Annotated in this window: 15 protein-coding genes; 8 read left to right on the top strand and 7 right to left on the bottom strand. The window is 65.0% G+C overall.

Translation table 11 applies throughout. From position 1 onward, the window contains the following. Positions 1 to 54: 54 nt before the first annotated feature. The gene (locus AC1DPX_RS05055; protein WP_038650727.1) at positions 55 to 897 is read right to left on the bottom strand and encodes an ABC transporter permease; all 843 of its coding nucleotides are present in this window, start codon (positions 895 to 897) and stop codon (positions 55 to 57) included. After that, positions 894 to 1,727 carry an ABC transporter ATP-binding protein gene (locus tag AC1DPX_RS05050; protein ID WP_477235017.1) on the bottom strand — a complete coding sequence of 278 codons (834 nt, stop codon included), beginning with the start codon at positions 1,725 to 1,727 and terminating at the stop codon, positions 894 to 896. Before AC1DPX_RS05050 ends, AC1DPX_RS05055 begins: the two co-directional genes overlap by 4 nt. Positions 1,728 to 2,034: 307 nt before the next feature. Here AC1DPX_RS05050 and AC1DPX_RS05045 point away from each other — a divergent pair, with 307 nt between their 5' ends. Both AC1DPX_RS05045 and AC1DPX_RS05040 read left to right on the top strand, forming a co-directional pair. Then, complete coding sequence (locus AC1DPX_RS05045) at positions 2,035 to 2,976, top strand: MurR/RpiR family transcriptional regulator (RefSeq protein WP_477235015.1); 942 nt, start codon at positions 2,035 to 2,037, stop codon at positions 2,974 to 2,976. A gap of 24 nt (positions 2,977 to 3,000) precedes the next feature. Continuing rightward, entirely contained in the window at positions 3,001 to 4,788 is a 1,788-nt protein-coding gene (locus tag AC1DPX_RS05040; RefSeq protein ID WP_477235013.1) for a flavin-containing monooxygenase, read from the top strand. Positions 4,789 to 5,020: 232 nt separating this feature from the next. Here AC1DPX_RS05040 and AC1DPX_RS05035 read toward each other — a convergent pair whose 3' ends face one another. Together AC1DPX_RS05035 and AC1DPX_RS05030 are read right to left on the bottom strand one after the other, a co-directional pair. After that, entirely contained in the window at positions 5,021 to 6,256 is a 1,236-nt protein-coding gene (locus AC1DPX_RS05035) for an amidohydrolase/deacetylase family metallohydrolase (RefSeq protein WP_477235011.1), read from the bottom strand. Positions 6,257 to 6,284: 28 nt separating this feature from the next. Further along, the gene (locus AC1DPX_RS05030; RefSeq protein WP_477235009.1) at positions 6,285 to 6,650 is read right to left on the bottom strand and encodes a RidA family protein; all 366 of its coding nucleotides are present in this window, start codon (positions 6,648 to 6,650) and stop codon (positions 6,285 to 6,287) included. Between the two features lie 220 nt (positions 6,651 to 6,870). On the opposite strand from AC1DPX_RS05030, the gene AC1DPX_RS05025 reads away from it, so the two are divergent. Next, complete coding sequence (locus tag AC1DPX_RS05025; protein ID WP_477235007.1) at positions 6,871 to 7,356, top strand: hypothetical protein; 486 nt, start codon at positions 6,871 to 6,873, stop codon at positions 7,354 to 7,356. A 126-nt stretch (positions 7,357 to 7,482) separates the two neighbouring features. On the opposite strand, the gene AC1DPX_RS05020 is transcribed toward AC1DPX_RS05025, so the two are convergent. Together AC1DPX_RS05020 and AC1DPX_RS05015 are read right to left on the bottom strand one after the other, a co-directional pair. Beyond that, positions 7,483 to 8,502: a peptidase C39 family protein gene (locus AC1DPX_RS05020; protein WP_477235005.1), complete on the bottom strand. Its 1,020-nt coding sequence runs from the start codon at positions 8,500 to 8,502 to the stop codon at positions 7,483 to 7,485. Between the two features lie 83 nt (positions 8,503 to 8,585). Next, complete coding sequence (locus AC1DPX_RS05015; protein WP_477235003.1) at positions 8,586 to 9,221, bottom strand: methyltransferase family protein; 636 nt, start codon at positions 9,219 to 9,221, stop codon at positions 8,586 to 8,588. Positions 9,222 to 9,575: 354 nt separating this feature from the next. Here AC1DPX_RS05015 and AC1DPX_RS05010 point away from each other — a divergent pair, with 354 nt between their 5' ends. From AC1DPX_RS05010 to AC1DPX_RS04995, 4 genes are all read left to right on the top strand, one after another. After that, positions 9,576 to 9,737 (top strand): hypothetical protein, encoded by a 162-nt coding sequence (locus tag AC1DPX_RS05010; protein WP_342216531.1) that lies wholly within the window; start codon positions 9,576 to 9,578, stop codon positions 9,735 to 9,737. A gap of 118 nt (positions 9,738 to 9,855) precedes the next feature. Next, positions 9,856 to 10,650 carry a COG4705 family protein gene (locus AC1DPX_RS05005; RefSeq protein ID WP_477235001.1) on the top strand — a complete coding sequence of 265 codons (795 nt, stop codon included), beginning with the start codon at positions 9,856 to 9,858 and terminating at the stop codon, positions 10,648 to 10,650. Positions 10,651 to 10,740: 90 nt separating this feature from the next. Next, positions 10,741 to 11,424: a winged helix-turn-helix domain-containing protein gene (locus tag AC1DPX_RS05000; RefSeq protein WP_202357096.1), complete on the top strand. Its 684-nt coding sequence runs from the start codon at positions 10,741 to 10,743 to the stop codon at positions 11,422 to 11,424. Continuing rightward, positions 11,421 to 12,791: a sensor histidine kinase gene (locus AC1DPX_RS04995; RefSeq protein ID WP_477234999.1), complete on the top strand. Its 1,371-nt coding sequence runs from the start codon at positions 11,421 to 11,423 to the stop codon at positions 12,789 to 12,791. Before AC1DPX_RS05000 ends, AC1DPX_RS04995 begins: the two co-directional genes overlap by 4 nt. 286 nt (positions 12,792 to 13,077) lie before the next feature. Here the strand turns inward: AC1DPX_RS04995 and AC1DPX_RS04990 are convergent, their stop codons facing one another. Beyond that, the gene (locus AC1DPX_RS04990; RefSeq protein ID WP_477234997.1) at positions 13,078 to 13,506 is read right to left on the bottom strand and encodes an Lrp/AsnC family transcriptional regulator; all 429 of its coding nucleotides are present in this window, start codon (positions 13,504 to 13,506) and stop codon (positions 13,078 to 13,080) included. A gap of 180 nt (positions 13,507 to 13,686) precedes the next feature. On the opposite strand from AC1DPX_RS04990, the gene AC1DPX_RS04985 reads away from it, so the two are divergent. Beyond that, entirely contained in the window at positions 13,687 to 14,790 is a 1,104-nt protein-coding gene (locus AC1DPX_RS04985) for a saccharopine dehydrogenase family protein (RefSeq protein ID WP_477235755.1), read from the top strand. Positions 14,791 to 14,884: the final 94 nt, after the last annotated feature.

The raw sequence follows: 14,884 nt of genomic DNA, 5'->3' as shown, positions 1-14,884 counted from the left end.
TTTGACGTCGGTCTGCCGCCCGCCTCCCGGGCGTCTTGCTTCAAGTCCTTGTTTTCAAGCCTCCCAGCTCGCCCATTTCTTGCCGATGAGGAAGAACAGCACGTAGATCAGGATGCCGAGCGTCGACAGGATCAGCACCACGGCGAAGAATTGCGGCATCTGGATCATCGACGAATAGGTGGTCAGCCGGTTGCCGAGACCGAAGCCGCCGCCGACCATCTCGGCGCCGACGGCGGTGAGCAGGCCGAAAATGGCGCCGATCATCAGCCCGACCAGGATCATCGGCAGCGCCATCGGCGCGCGGATCTTCCAGAAGATCTGCAAGGTGCTGGCGCCGTAGGAGCGGGCCAGCGCGATCTTGGCGCTGTCGACGCGGCGAAAACCGGTGGCGGCGTTGATCATCACCATCGGCCCGGCGGCCAGCGCCACCGCGATGATGCGCGGCGTGTAGCCGAAGCCGAAGCGCAGGATGAGCAACGGCACCAGCGCCAGCATCGGCGTGGTAACCAGCAGCAGGATGTAGGGCGCGACGATCTTCTCGGCGAAGGGGAACTGGGTGATGACGGCGGCCAGCACCAGCCCGACGACTGCGCCGATGGCAAAGCCGGACACCAGCTCGACCAGCGTGTAGCCGAGATGCGGCGCGATCAGCGGGAACTCGTCGAACAGCGCATAGGCGATCGAACTCGGCGGCGGCATGATGTAGAGCGGCACATGGAACAGCCGCAAGGCCAGTTCGATGCCGCCGATGATGACCACGGCCACGGCGATGATGGCCGCCACCTCCTTGCCCGACTTGATGCCGGGGCCGCTGGCGAAGGCCGACAGATTGGTCAGGCTGACCTCCTGGCCGTCGCCCGATTTGGATTTGGAGAATTCCGGGATGGCGTCGCTCACGGCCTGATCCTCACGATCTCGGCGCTGGCGCGCTCCTGTTCCGGCGCCTTCGGCCTGGCGCGCTCGCCGACAATGTCCATCTTGATCCGGTTGGTGAGGTCGAAGACTTCCTTGGTCGCCATGATCTCCAGCGAGCGCGGCCGCGCGAACGGCACGCGATATTCCTTGGCAACGCGGCCCGGCCGGGCGCTCAGCACCACCACGCGGTCCGACAGAAAGATCGCTTCCTCGATCGAGTGGGTGATGAAGACGATGGTGGTCTTGGTGTCGAGCCAGATCTCCTCGACCAGCCGGTTCATCTCCTCGCGGGTAAAGCTATCGAGCGCACCGAACGGCTCGTCCATCAACAGCACCGAGGGTTTCAGCGCCAGCGCCCGCACGATCGCGGCGCGCTGCTGCATGCCGCCTGAAAGCTCGCGCGGGAACTTGCCGCCGAAGCCGTCGAGGCCGACGCGGTTCAGAAGATGCGCGATCCAGGCGCGGTCCGGTTTCTCGCCCTTGATCTCGAAGGGAAAGCGGATGTTGGCGTCGAGATTGCGCCAGGGCAAAAGGTTGGCTTCCTGGAAGACGATGCCGATATCGGGATGCGGACCGGTGATCCCTAGGCCGTCGAGCCGGATTTCGCCGCTGGTCAGGCTGTGCAGACCCGACATCGACCACAGAAGCGTGGTCTTGCCGCAGCCGGACGGGCCGACGATCGAGACGATTTCATTGGCCCGGACATCGAGGCTGCAGCGGTCCAGCGCCAAGAGGTCACCGGACGCCGTGTGATAGATCTTGGTCGCTGCCTGCACGCCAAGCTTCGGCGTTGTTGTCTCGCCCGCGTTCATCCGCCCCTCGGAGATTGCGTGATGATCCGGTAGGTCATCCCTGCCAAAATCAGTCTGTAACTATCCTACTTTGCTGTCAAGCGCTCGACGTGGTAACCGTATCACGAAAATTCCACCTTTCGCTTAATACACTGTTTTTACAGAGTTATATCGACCTTGAAATGCTTGTTGCTTTCCTACATACTCCGAAAAGAAACGCGAGCTTGTCGCCGTGGCACGCAACGGTTGCAGCACGGCGGGGCGCATGGAACGACAGCGTGCAAACATGATAAGAGGTCAGGTCGAAAAGGCAGGGAAGACCGACTTCATGACCGACGCTGACAGCCAGCACGAGCCTGTTGCAACCCACGACACGGAGGGACGCGATGTCAGGCGCATCCCGGACATCATCTCGCTGGTCAAGGATTCCTACGCGGAGTTGAGCCCGGCGGAGCGCCGCGTCGCCGATGTCGTGCTCGACGATGTCAAATATGCCGTCGACGCCTCCAACGCGGCGATTGCCGAGCGCGCCGGCGTCAGCGAGCCGACCGTGACCCGCTTCTGCCGCGCCATCGGCTGCGAGGGCGTGCGCGATTTCAAGCTGAAGCTGGCGCAGAGCCTCGTCGTCGGCGCGCTCTATCTGGCCAAGCCGCCGGCGGTCAGCAACGACAATGGCATGCCGTTCTGGAACGCCGTCTTTGGCGAGGCGCGCCGGGCGTTGCAGGAGGCCGAACGCCAGCTCGATCCGGGTGAGCTGCAGAAGGCCGCCGAACTGATCGCCAAGGCGCGGCAAGTCACCGTCTTCGGCCTTGGCGGCAGTTCCTCGGCACTGGCGCAGGAGACGCAGTACCGGCTGTTTCGCTACGGCATCACGGTCAGCGCCCAGTGCGATCCGTATCTGATGCGCATGACCGCCTCGACGCTGAAGCCGGGCGACCTGGTGATCGCCATTTCGGCGACCGGGCGCACCCGCGAGGTCATCGAGGCCGTCGAACTTGCCAAGCACTACCGCGCCAACGCCATCGCCGTGACCGCGCCCGACACCGATCTGGCGCGGGCCTGCGACGTCAGGCTGACCGTGGCGGTGCCCGAATATCCCGACACGCTGAAGCCGACCGCCTCGCGCTATGCCTTCCTGGCGGCGATCGACCTTCTGGCCGTGGCCTCGGCCTACAAGCTCGACGGCTCGGCCCGCGAAACGGTGCGCCGCATCAAATACAACGCCCAGATCCACCGCACCGGCAAGGAGATGGAGCCGCTCGGGGATTAGTTCACTGCAGGAAGAGGGAAAAGAATGCTCGAAATGGCACCGACGAAACAGGCAACCGCGTGGCTCGACTCCCTGGCGCAGGCGCTCGCCGCCGGCGATGCGAACGCGGCAAGCAATTTGTTCGTCGACGACTGCTACTGGCGCGATCTTTTGACCTTCACCTGGAACGTCACGACCATGGAAGGCCGCGAGGCCATCGCCGAGATGCTCGAGGCAAAGCTGGCGGCGACCAGGCCAACCGCATGGCAGATCACCGGCGACGCAACCTCCGACGAGGGCACGATCGAAGCCTGGTTCACCTTCGAGACGGCGGTGGCGTCAGGCCAGGGCATCATGCGCCTGCGCGACGGCCGCTGCCGGACCTTGTTCACCGCGATGACCGATCTCAAAGGATTCGAAGAGCGCAAGGGTTTGGCGCGGCCGCTCGGCGTGCGCCACAAGGCCGACCCGGAGCGCGAGACCTGGTCGGAAGCGCGGGCGCGCGAGACGCGCGAACTCGGCGCTTCGGAGCAACCCTATTGCCTGGTCATCGGCGGCGGCCAGGGCGGCATCATGCTGGGCGCGCGGCTACGGCAGCTCGGCGTGCCGACCATCGTCATCGAGAAGAATGCGCGGCCCGGCGATTCCTGGCGCAACCGCTACCGCACGCTCGTGCTGCACGACCCGGTCTGGTACGACCATCTGCCCTACATTCCGTTCCCGGAAAACTGGCCTGTCTTCACGCCCAAGGACAAGATGGGCGACTGGCTGGAAATGTACACGCGCGTCATGGAGCTCAACTACTGGGTCGCCACCAAATGCCTCAGCGCTTCCTATGACGAGGCGCGGAAGGAATGGACTGTCGTGGTCGACCGCGTCGGCCGGCAGGTCACGCTGAAGCCGAAGCACGTCGTCTTCGCCACCGGCGCCTACGGCCCGCCGCGAAAGATCGACCTCGCCGGCGCCGGCGAATTCAAGGGCGAATTGCTGCATTCCAGCCAGTATGCGAGCGGCGACAAGTTCCGCGGCAAGAAGGTCGCCGTCATCGGCGCGGCCAGCTCGGGGCATGATGTCTGCGTCGACCTGTGGGAAAGCGGCGCCGACGTCACCATGATCCAGCGCTCGCCCACCACCGTGGTCAAATCGGACACGCTGATGGAGGTCGGCTTCGAGATCTTCTCGGAAAACGCGCTGGCACGCGGCATCACCACCGAGAAGGCCGACATGATCGTCGCCTCGACCCCTTTCGCGCTGGTGCCCAAGGGCCAGCGCGCACTCTACGAGGTGATCAAGGCGCGCGACGCGGCCTTCTATGAACGCTTGCGGGCCTCCGGCTTCGCCATCGATTTCGGCGACGACGAGACCGGGCTCTTGATGAAGGCCTACCGCACCGGCTCCGGCTACTACATCGATGTCGGCGCCTCGGACCTGATCATCGACGGCAAGATCGGCATCCGCAGCGGCGTCGCCATCAAGGCGCTGACGAAAAACGGCATCCTGTTCGAGGACGGCGGCGAGCTCGAAGCCGACGCCATCATCGCCTGCACCGGCTACCAGTCGATGAACGAGAACGTCGCGGCACTCGTCTCGCGCGAAGTGGCCGACAAGGTCGGCCCCTGCTGGGGCCTCGGCTCCGGCGTCAAGGGCGACCCCGGCCCCTGGCAAGGCGAGCTGCGCAACATGTGGAAGCCGACCGCGCAGGAAGCGCTGTGGTTCCACGGCGGCAATCTGGCGCTGTCGCGGTTTTATTCGATATATGTCGCGCTGCAGATCAAGGCGCGGATGGAAGGGATCGCGACGCCGGTTTACGGGAAGCCGAGCAACGCTGGCTGAGGTCGACCCCCACTCCGTCGAGCTTCGCTCGACACCTCTCCCCCGATCGACGGGGGAGAGGAAAGGTGCGAGCCTAACCGAGCTAGGCTCCCTTCCTCTCCCTCCGGAGGGGGGAGAGGTGGCGATGCGAAGCAGCGACGGAGTGGGGGAAGGCGGTTCCAAAATGTGCCGCCGCAAGACAGCTACAACCCCTGCCTACCGGGCATCTCCGCCTCGCCCGATAGACGCCTAATCACTCATGCCGGTGCCCGAAGTGCCGGGCCGCCACCTCGACATGCGTATGGGCGGCATGCGCCTCGAAACGCTCGGTCTCGCTGACATCGTTGACCGCCTCGTTCGGCCACCAGGTGCCGCCGATGACGATGCCTTCCGACACCAGCCGCTGATCGGCGACCAGCGCAGCACCCACCGCGTCGACGAAGGTGAAACGGCCCGGCCGCTGGCGAAGGACAGTGACATCGCCGACGGTGCCGACCGCCAGCGTGCCGAGGTCCGGCCTGGCGATCGCCCGCGCCGGCGCTTGCGTCGCCGCGCGCAGCACCTCGACCAGCGGCATGCCGAGCGCCATCAGCTTCGACATGCAGACCAGTATGTCGAAGGCCGGCCCGTCGACGCAGTAGAGATGCACGTCGCTCGAGATGACATCCGGCGCCAGCCCCTCGGCCAGCATGGCGCGCGCCACGTCGAAGTCGAACGAACCCATGCCATGGCCGAGATCGAAGATGACGCCGCGTTCGCGCGCCAGCCGCATGTCCGGCCGCACCGCGCCCGAGGCGAAGACCGGCGCGTTGGGAAACGGCCGGAAGCAATGGGTGAGGATGTCGCCGCGTCGCAGCCGCGGCAGCACTTCCGAGCGGCCGGGCGGCGGCTCGTCAATATGCGCCATCAGCGGCAGGCCGGCCTTGTCGGCGGCCTCCAGCGCCAGGTCCACCGGCGCGATGCCGCTGGTGCCGCCGGCATGCTTGCCGGAGCGGACCTTCACGCCGACGACGACATCGGCATGTTCGCGCGCGGCGGCGACCACCTCACGCGGCTCGCAAAGCCTGAGATCGCTGCACTCGCCGACCGACACCGACTGCGAGAAGCCGAAGATGCCGGCAAAGGAAATGTTGACATAGGCCAGGATGCGCACCCTGGACCGCTCCATGACGTGGCGGCGGAAGCCGAGGAAATTGCCGGCGCCCGCACTGCCCGCATCGATGAAGGTGGTGGTGCCGCTTTTGGCCGCGAGCCGGTCGGCATCGACGCCGAGCGAGGTGCCGCCCCAATAGACGTGGCTGTGCAGGTCGACCAGCCCGGGCGCGACGATGCAGCCGGTCGCGTCGACGACCTGCGCGGCGCGATCGGCCGGGATGTCGGCATCGATCGCGGCGACCCGGCCATTGGCGATGGCGACATCGCGCGGCGCATCGATGCCGGACGCCGGATCGATCAGCCGTCCGCCCTTCAGCAGGAGGTCGAATTGCATGAGGGGAACCTCCGCTTCGTTGCGCCTGTCAGACCGGCCGATAGGCGACGGCCTCGACCTCGATCTTGATGTCGATCATCAGCCGCGATTCGACCGTGGTGCGCGCCGGCGGATTTTTTGGGAAATGCCTGGCGTAAACCGCGTTGAAGGCGCCGAAATCGCGCGCGTCTTCCAGCCAGACGGTGGTTTTCACCACATCGTCCAGGGTGCAGCCGGCCAAGGCCAGCGCCGCTTTCACATTGGCGAGCACCTGCTCGGTCTGTTCCGTGATGCCGCCCTTGACCACGATGCCGTCGTTGCCGACCGGAACCTGGCCCGAGACATAGACGAAGTCGCCGGCCCGCACGGCGGGCGACAGCGGCACGTGGGATGTTCCAAAAGTCTGCTTGGGCACGGGATCGCCTCCTCTGATTTTGCGACAGGACACCAGGGCGGCATCCGCCTCGCCGCAGATTTAGCGCGATCGGGCCGGTCCCGATAGGGCCCTTGTTGGAAAGCAACATTCTTCGAAATTCATGTTGCTTTATTACAGGAGCGCTTGCATCGTGCGCGCCTGCCGGACGGCTTTCAAGCCGCGACGGACCGATGCCTGTGCGAGACTGGAGAGACCGAGAATGACCTTCGACAAGAACCCGTTTCCGTCAGGCGACGCCGACCGCCACGCGCTTTGGGAGATGCTGGTGCGGCGCGACATCGACGCCTTCATCGGCCAGGACTGGTCCATGGTCGAGAACGATTTCATCGCCGAGAGCTTCTTCGGCATGCATGCGCATTTCCTCGCCAATGCCGACGCCTGGCGGCTGCAATTCCCGAGGCTGGAGATTTATCGCGACGAGTGGCTGCGCCAGGCCAAGGAGACGGCGGCGACCAAATTCGCCGAGCCGCTGCGCGAGGCGCTGTTTCGCGTCACCAACCTGCGCGATATCGACGTCGACGGCGACCGCGCCGTGCTGCACAAGAAGTTCGACGGCACCATTGCCAAGGCGGATGGCAGCGTCGACCGGCTGAAATGGCAGACGCTGTATTTCTGCAGGAAGGTCGGCGGCAGCTGGAAGATCGCCGGCTTCGTCGGCTACATGCCCTATCCGCTGGGAAGCTAGTAGTGCTTGGGTGGGACGGGTTGTTGGTGGCGGAATTCCGTCTCTCGTTCGTCGGTTATCATTGACGTTCGGAATTAGCCGGGACGATCCCGACTTCGAGGAAAGCCGCCGCCAATCCCCCAGACGCTATCGCCCGACCAGCACCGCGGCGCGGCAGGCCGGATTGCCGTACCAGGCCATCCGGTCGAGCTCCGCCGCCCTGACCGGGAGATCGACGACGTCCATCGCCAGTTCGAGCCGGTCGGGCTCGATCCAGGGATCGTTGAGGAAATAGACGCCGTCGCCATGGCCGTGGACGAGCACCCAGTGCGGGCAGGTGTCGCCCATCATCGGCGCATGGTCGATCAGCACCAGCGCCGAGAAGCCGCGGTCGAGCGCCTGGCCGATCTCTTCGACGGCAAAGACGCGTGCCTCGATCGGCAATGACGCGGCTTCGGCCTCGCGCCTGAAGCCGGCCTGGACGAAGCTCATCAGCCCGCGCCTTTCCTGCGAACTGGCGCGGTCGAGGAAGATCGGTTCGGCGCTGCTCATGAAGATTTCGACCCGCAGCCCGCGCCGGTGCGCCGCCAGCGCCAGGCCGTAGGGGTCGCAGCCGCCCGGACCGCTCGGGCCGATGATGGTGGTCGCCTCGCGCCAGAGCTCGACCTCCAGCGCCCGGTCCGGCAGCAAGGCCGGATCGAGCCCGGCCATGGCCATGGCAAGCGCCGACGGCCCGCAGGTAAAACCCGCCGTCTGCGGCCAGGACGGCGGAACCTGCCCCTGCGGGCGGGCGGGCTCGATGCCGATCCAGCGCTGCAGGAAGCCGTCGTGGCGCTCCCACCGGCCGCCGATGCGCAACGCGGTATCCTCGTCGGCGCGCAGGCAGAGCACGTCTTGCGCGAGCGCCTCCATCTCCAGCGCCTCGAGCAGGCGCGCGCCGTCACCCGCGCTGATGTTCGCGGCAGTCCAGAACAGGGCGATGCGCATCATCGCCGCCGCCGGCCGGCGCTGGCCGACCACGATCGCCTCCGGGCGATCCTCGCTGCAATGCGCCACGCCGGTGACCCCGGCGATCTTGCGCAGCCCCGCCAGGCGATCGCCGATCTCGGCCGGCACCGCCGCAATCAGCTCGGCCCAGGCGGCCGCGTGTTCGGTGGTGAAGACCATCACGCGGACCCCTTCGCTTTCAGCCGAGACTGCAGGCTCCTGGAAGTGCGGCATGACCCGCAAATTAGCCCGACAATGGCCGATCAGTACAGCGTGACGAAGGCCGGGAACAGCAGGCCAGTCTCCCGGAAATACTCGATCAGCTCGATGGCCGGGAAGATGGCGAGGAAATAGAGCCCGTCAAAGAAGGTGCGCTTGAGCGCGCGCGTCGAAAACTGCAGCTGGTCGTCGTCGCGGTAGAGCAGCGGGTTCGGCCAGAAGCGAGGCGTCGCCTTGATATAGGCGGTGTAGGTCGGGCCGAACTTGCCAAGCAGATATTCGGCCTCCTTGCGCGCCGTGACACGGAAGATGAGAAAGCTGGCGACGCCAAGCACGGCCGCCGCCACCAGCGAGCCGTAGAGCAGACCGATGCCGACCGCGCCGACCGTCGAGAAGAAATAGAGCGGGTTCTGGCTCATCGAGAACGGTCCCGTCGAAACCAGCTCCTCGTTCTTCTTGCCGCCGACATAGAGGATGCTCCACAGCCGGCCGGCAACGCAAGCAAGCACCAGGCAGAAGCCCAGGAACTCGAGCGTCTCATGCCCGTTCGAGCCTTCGCTGAGCGCCGGCTTGGTGAGAAACAAAAGCAGCACCGCCAGCACTGCCGCCGCCCGCACGAAGATCAGCCGCTTGCGCTGCACGAAGGCCTGTGAAACCGGCTTGAGCGAGGCATAGGTCATTCGTGTTTCCTGGGGCACGGATTTGGGTTCGGAACTGGGGCGCGCCATTGATGGCGGATACAAGGCGGTCACTTCTATCAGCGCAGCGAGCGGCGTTCGTAAAGGCCTTTTGCGCCAATCCCGGTCTTCCTTACGAATTTGTATGCCCCGCGACAGGCTGCAGTGAAGTCGCGTCCTTAATGTCCGAATGCCGGCCCGCCATTTAGGTCGGCTTCAATTACGGCGGCCGGACCACCGGCATAGATAGGGAATGGTTTCATGAGGCGATTTTCACTTGCCATCGCAGCGGGGACCCTCGCTGTCTCGGCAGCGATTTCCACCGCTTACGCGGCACCCACGCCTTGTGAGGAAAGCTTGAAGGCCCTTCGTGCCGCTGAAGCGGCAGCCAAGCTCAATGACGCCGACAAGAACAAGGTCTCGGAGCTGGAGACCAAGGGGATCGAACGCTGCAATGCCGACGACGACAAGCGCGCCGACGACTTCTTCGCCCAGGCGATGAAAGTCATGGGCAAGTAATTCATGCCGTCCAAAGCACCCTCGGGCCTCATCCGAGGGTGTGCAGGGGGCGGATCGCACGATCCCCCTCGCGATGCGCTTTCCTCCCGCCGCAACCATCAACCTCAGGACTTCAGCCATGCTCCCAACCAACAAGCAGCCTGCCGTACAGAGCCTGAACAGGGTTCCGGAGGTTACGCTCGACTTCTGGCTGATCAAGCTGATGGCGGTCACCATGGGCGAGACGGCGGCCGACTATCTCGCCGTCAATCTCGGGCTCGGGCTGACCGTCACCTCGCTGATCATGGCCGGCGTGCTGATCGTCGCCCTTGGCCTGCAGTTCGCGCAGAAGCGCTACGTGCCCTGGGCCTACTGGCTGGCGGTGGTGCTGATCAGCGTCGTCGGCACCTTGATCACCGACAACCTCGTCGACACGTTCGGCGTGCGCCTGCAGACGACGACGATTGCCTTCTCGGTCGCGCTCGTGGCCACCTTCGCGGTCTGGTACGCCAGCGAAAGAACGCTGTCGATCCACACCATCTTCACCACCCGGCGCGAGATCTTCTACTGGCTGGCGATCCTGTTCACCTTCTCGCTCGGCACCGCCGCCGGCGATCTCGTCGCCGAGAGCTTCGAAATGGGCTATCTCACCTCGGGCCTCATGTTCGGCGGCGTCATCGCGCTGATCGCGCTTGCCTATTATCTCATCCACCTCGACGCCATCCTGGCCTTCTGGCTGGCCTACATCCTGACGCGGCCGCTCGGCGCCTCTTTCGGCGATCTTCTGTCGCAGCCGGTCGAATATGGCGGCCTCGGCTTCGGCACCACCTTCACCAGCCTGATCTTCCTGGCCTGCATCGCAGCACTTGTTCTCTACATGACACTGAAGAAAACCGCCGATGATGCCGACGAGATCCTGCTGGGATCGGATTAGGCTTCGTCGGTTGCCGGTCCATGCCATCCTAGGAACGGGGCCATGCCGGTGATAGCCTGTGCCCGATATCGGCAATCAACCGGGACAGCGATGCGGCTTCTTCTCGTCGAGGACGACCACAAGACAGCGGACTATATCGTCAGGGGACTGACCGAGGCCGGCCACGTCTGCGACCTCCTGCGCAACGGCCATGACGCGCTCTTCGCCGCCACCAGCGGCAGCTATGACGTGATCATCGCAGACCGCATGATCCCGGGTCTCGACGGCCTGTCGATGATCAAGGCGGTGCGCGCGGCCGGCGTGCGCACGCCGGCGATCTTCCTCACCTCGATCGGCGGCATCGACGACCGCGTCGAGGGCCTGGAGGCGGGCGGCGACGACTATCTGGTCAAGCCCTTCGCCTTTTCCGAGCTGCTTGCCCGCATCAATGCGCTCGGCCGCCGGCCGGCGGCGCAGGAGCAGAAGACGGTGCTGCGGGTCGCCGACCTCGAGATGGACCTCATCATGCGGCGCGTCACGCGTCACGGCCAGCCGATCGACCTGCAGCCGCGCGAATTCAGCCTGCTCGAGGTGCTGATGCGCGGCGAAGGCCGTGTCATCACCCGCACCATGCTTCTGGAGCGCGTCTGGGACTTTCATTTCGACCCCAAGACCAGCGTGGTCGAGACCCATATCAGCCGGCTGCGGGCCAAGGTCGACAAGCCGTTCGAGGCTCAGCTCATCCACACCATCCGCAACACCGGCTACAGCCTGCACGCGCCGCTTGCGCCATGATCGGCACCTGGTCTCGCCTGCTGCGCAGCACGCCGTTCCGGCTCGCCCTGACATTCGGCTTCCTGTTCATGCTGGCCTTCGTGCTGTCGGGCGCCATCGTCTACCAGATGATGAGCGCCGATCTTGCCGAACGGCTCGACGAGAACATCAAGGAAACCTATTCGGTCGTCGCCGCCACCTATGCCCCGAACGATCTGGAGGACCTTGTCGCCACGATCGAAAGCCATGCAAAGCTCAGCCCGAAGAAAGAACAGCTGTTTTCGCTGACCGACCCGGCCGGAAACCACCTGGCCGGCAATTTCACCGCCGCCGGGCTTCCCGACGGGTTCTCGGCGTTCGACGCCGTGTTGCCAGGCGTGCCTCCGGATACGGAGTATCGCGCCTTTTCCGGTTTGGTCGGCGGCAACAATCTGACGGTCGCCTTCAGTCTCTCCGAAACGGAGGAGTTGGAAACCGTGGCGATGATGAGCTTCGGCTGGGCAACCCTGATCATCACCGGCCTGGCGGTCGCCGGCGGCGCGCTGCTTGCCTCGCGTGTCCAGCGCCGTCTCGACGGCATTGCCGCCACCATGGTCGATGTCTCGCATGGCCGGCTCGATACCCGCATTCCGTTGACCGGCACGGGCGACGACATCGACATCGTCTCCAGCCAGATCAACGCGGCGCTCGATCGCCTGTCGGGCCTGGTTGACGGCATGAAGCAGGTCAGCGCCAACATCGCGCATGATCTGAAGACGCCGCTCAACCGGCTGCAGATGATCCTGGAGGGCGCCGCCGACAAGGCAACGCGGCATCAGGACGTCTCCGATGATCTGGCCGACGCGCGTGCGGAGGGTCACCAGATCAACGAGACCTTCGATGCGCTGTTGCGCATCGCCCAGATCGAGGCCGGCGCCCGCAAGGCGCGCTTCACCGATGTCGATCTCGGCGAAATCCTGCAAACCATCGCCGAGATCTACACCGACGTGGCCGAGGATGACGGCAAGGCGCTGTCGTCGGCCGAGCTTCATCGGGCCGCCGGCCACATCCACGGCGATCCGGAATTGCTGACACAGATGTTCGCCAATCTGGTCGAGAACGCGCTGCGCCATTGCCCGCCGGGCACATCAATCAAACTGTCGGTGGCACGCCAGGGCGACCGCGTGCTTGCCGGCGTCGCCGACAATGGACCGGGCATCCCCGCCGAGGAAGGAGAAAAAGTCTTCCAGCGGCTCTACCGGCTGGACCACAGCCGCTCGACGCCAGGCAGCGGCCTTGGGCTGAGCCTCGTCAGGGCCATCGCCGACTTGCACGGAGCATCGATTGCGTTGGAGGATTGTGAGCCGGGCCTGGCCGTAGTGGTGAGTTTTCCGCTGGCGACGGATTAGACTTATGCTGCGCTGGTCGACCCCCACTCCGTCTCGGCTTCGCCGAGACACCTCTCCCCCGATCGACGGGGTAGAGGAAGGGCGCCAAGCTTTTTGCCGTCAACGCTTTTCCAGCAAAGCTCCCTTCCTTTCCCTCCGGAGGGGGGAAAGGTGGCGCTGCGAAGCAGCGACGGATTGGGGGAACCACGTGGCAATCAAGCCTCGCGCCAATCAGTTACGCCTGTCACACAAGATGTGTGCATAGCGTAGATGGGAGTGGGGGGCGAGGAACTCAGGCCCTGAGACGTTACCGATCGATCCGCGTCGACAGGATGATCGACGAAGAGGTCCGCTCCACTCCGTCCATGGCGCCGATCTGGTCGAGCAGCGCGTCGAGGTCGCGGATCGACGGCGCGTCGACGATGACGATCATGTCGAAATTGCCGCTGACGGAATGCAGCGTCCGCACGGGAGGCAGCGCCTGCAGCGCCCGCACCACCTTGTCGGCGAGTTTGGGCGTGACGGTGAGCAGCACATGCGCCCTGACCAGCCCCTGCTCATAATCGGCGGAGAGCTTGACGCCGTACCCCGATATGATGCCGCGCTGCTCCAGCCGCTCGATCCGGCTCTGCACCGTGGTGCGCGACACGCCGAGCTGGCGCGCCAGTTCGGCCGTCGATGCGCGGGCGTTGGAGCGCAGCAGGGAAAGCAGGGCGTATTCGGCTTCGCTGAGCATTTCGACGAATCCTTTCGGCAGATCGACTAAAGATAAGGTTCATTCTGCAGGATTTCACGCTTCTTTTCGACAGGCAAGCTGCGATGATTCCGCCAATTCAAGAGCGATTCCAGCAAGTGCGGAGCGGTTTCCGTCCGGGAATTGCTTAAAGCAAATCGAAATTGGCAGGGGTATGTGACCATAAACAACATCGTTATCGTCGGCGCCGGCAAGATCGGCTCGACCATCGCCGGAATGCTCGCCGCGACCGGCGACTACCGCGTCACCCTCGTCGACCGCTCGGCGGCACAGCTTGCCGCGGCCGAAGTGCCGGCCGGCGTCGAGGCGCTCGAACTCGACATCGCGGCCGCCGGCGCCCTGGAAGCAGCCCTCGCCGGCAAGTTCGCGGTGCTGAGCGCCGCTCCCTTCCATCTCACCACGCGCATCGCTGAAGCGGCGGCCAGTGCGGGCGTGCATTATCTCGATCTCACCGAGGACGTCGTCTCGACCCGCCGCGTCAAGGAACTGGCGCGTTCGGGCAAGAGCGCCTTCATCCCGCAATGCGGGCTGGCGCCGGGCTTCATCTCGATCGTCGCCAACGACCTCGCCAGCCGTTTCGATTCGCTGGAAAGCGTGCGCATGCGCGTCGGCGCGCTGCCGCAATACCCCTCCAACGCGCTGAACTACAATCTGACCTGGAGCACCGACGGCGTCATCAACGAATATTGCGAGCCTTGCGAGGCGATCGTCGAGGGCGAGTTGATCGAAGTGCCGCCGCTGGAAGAGCGCGAGGAATTCTCGCTCGACGGCGTGACCTACGAGGCGTTCAACACCTCCGGCGGGCTCGGCACTCTGGCCGAGACGCTGAAGGGCAAGGTGCGCACGCTGAACTACCGCACCATCCGCTATCCCGGCCACGCCGCCATCATGAAGGCGCTGCTCAACGACCTCGGCCTGCGCCACCGCCGCGACGTGCTGAAGGACATCTTCGAAAGCGCGCTGCCGGCGACGCTGCAGGACGTGGTCATCGTCTTCGTCACCGTCTCCGGCCGCCGCAACGGCCGCCTGCTGCAGGAAACCTACGCCAACAAGATCTATTCGCAGCGCGTCGGCAACCAGGTCCGCAGCGCCATCCAGATCACAACGGCGTCCGGCATCTGCGCCGTGCTCGACATGCTGGCCGACGGCAGCCTGCCGACCACCGGTTTCGTCAAGCAGGAAGACATCGCTCTGGATGCATTCCTGGCCAATCGTTTTGGACGGGCCTATGCGCAGCACGAGATGGTAAGCCGGCTCGCGAGCTGATCTCTTCACCCTCCCCCTTGTGGGGAGGGTCGGCTCGCAATCGGAGCGAAGCGGAGATTGCGGGACGGGGTGGGGGTGAGCGCCGACGATCGGT

It is taken from the genome of Mesorhizobium sp. 01N446 (genome assembly GCF_056399285.1).
Note: the sequence above shows the minus strand (reverse complement) of the source record. Positions and strands in the feature narration are given on the sequence as shown.

What these genes read in the sequence shown, in the direction of transcription:
- AC1DPX_RS05050 (WP_477235017.1), bottom strand. Translation starts at nt 1,727, where the DNA reads ATGAACGCGGGCGAGACAACAACGCCGAAGCTTGGCGTGCAGGCAGCG.
- AC1DPX_RS05045 (WP_477235015.1), top strand. Translation starts at nt 2,035, where the DNA reads ATGACCGACGCTGACAGCCAGCACGAGCCTGTTGCAACCCACGACACG.
- AC1DPX_RS05040 (WP_477235013.1), top strand. Translation starts at nt 3,001, where the DNA reads ATGCTCGAAATGGCACCGACGAAACAGGCAACCGCGTGGCTCGACTCC.
- AC1DPX_RS05035 (WP_477235011.1), bottom strand. Translation starts at nt 6,256, where the DNA reads ATGCAATTCGACCTCCTGCTGAAGGGCGGACGGCTGATCGATCCGGCG.
- AC1DPX_RS05025 (WP_477235007.1), top strand. Translation starts at nt 6,871, where the DNA reads ATGACCTTCGACAAGAACCCGTTTCCGTCAGGCGACGCCGACCGCCAC.
- AC1DPX_RS05020 (WP_477235005.1), bottom strand. Translation starts at nt 8,502, where the DNA reads ATGGTCTTCACCACCGAACACGCGGCCGCCTGGGCCGAGCTGATTGCG.
- AC1DPX_RS05015 (WP_477235003.1), bottom strand. Translation starts at nt 9,221, where the DNA reads ATGACCTATGCCTCGCTCAAGCCGGTTTCACAGGCCTTCGTGCAGCGC.
- AC1DPX_RS05005 (WP_477235001.1), top strand. Translation starts at nt 9,856, where the DNA reads ATGCTCCCAACCAACAAGCAGCCTGCCGTACAGAGCCTGAACAGGGTT.
- AC1DPX_RS05000 (WP_202357096.1), top strand. Translation starts at nt 10,741, where the DNA reads ATGCGGCTTCTTCTCGTCGAGGACGACCACAAGACAGCGGACTATATC.
- AC1DPX_RS04995 (WP_477234999.1), top strand. Translation starts at nt 11,421, where the DNA reads ATGATCGGCACCTGGTCTCGCCTGCTGCGCAGCACGCCGTTCCGGCTC.
- AC1DPX_RS04990 (WP_477234997.1), bottom strand. Translation starts at nt 13,506, where the DNA reads ATGCTCAGCGAAGCCGAATACGCCCTGCTTTCCCTGCTGCGCTCCAAC.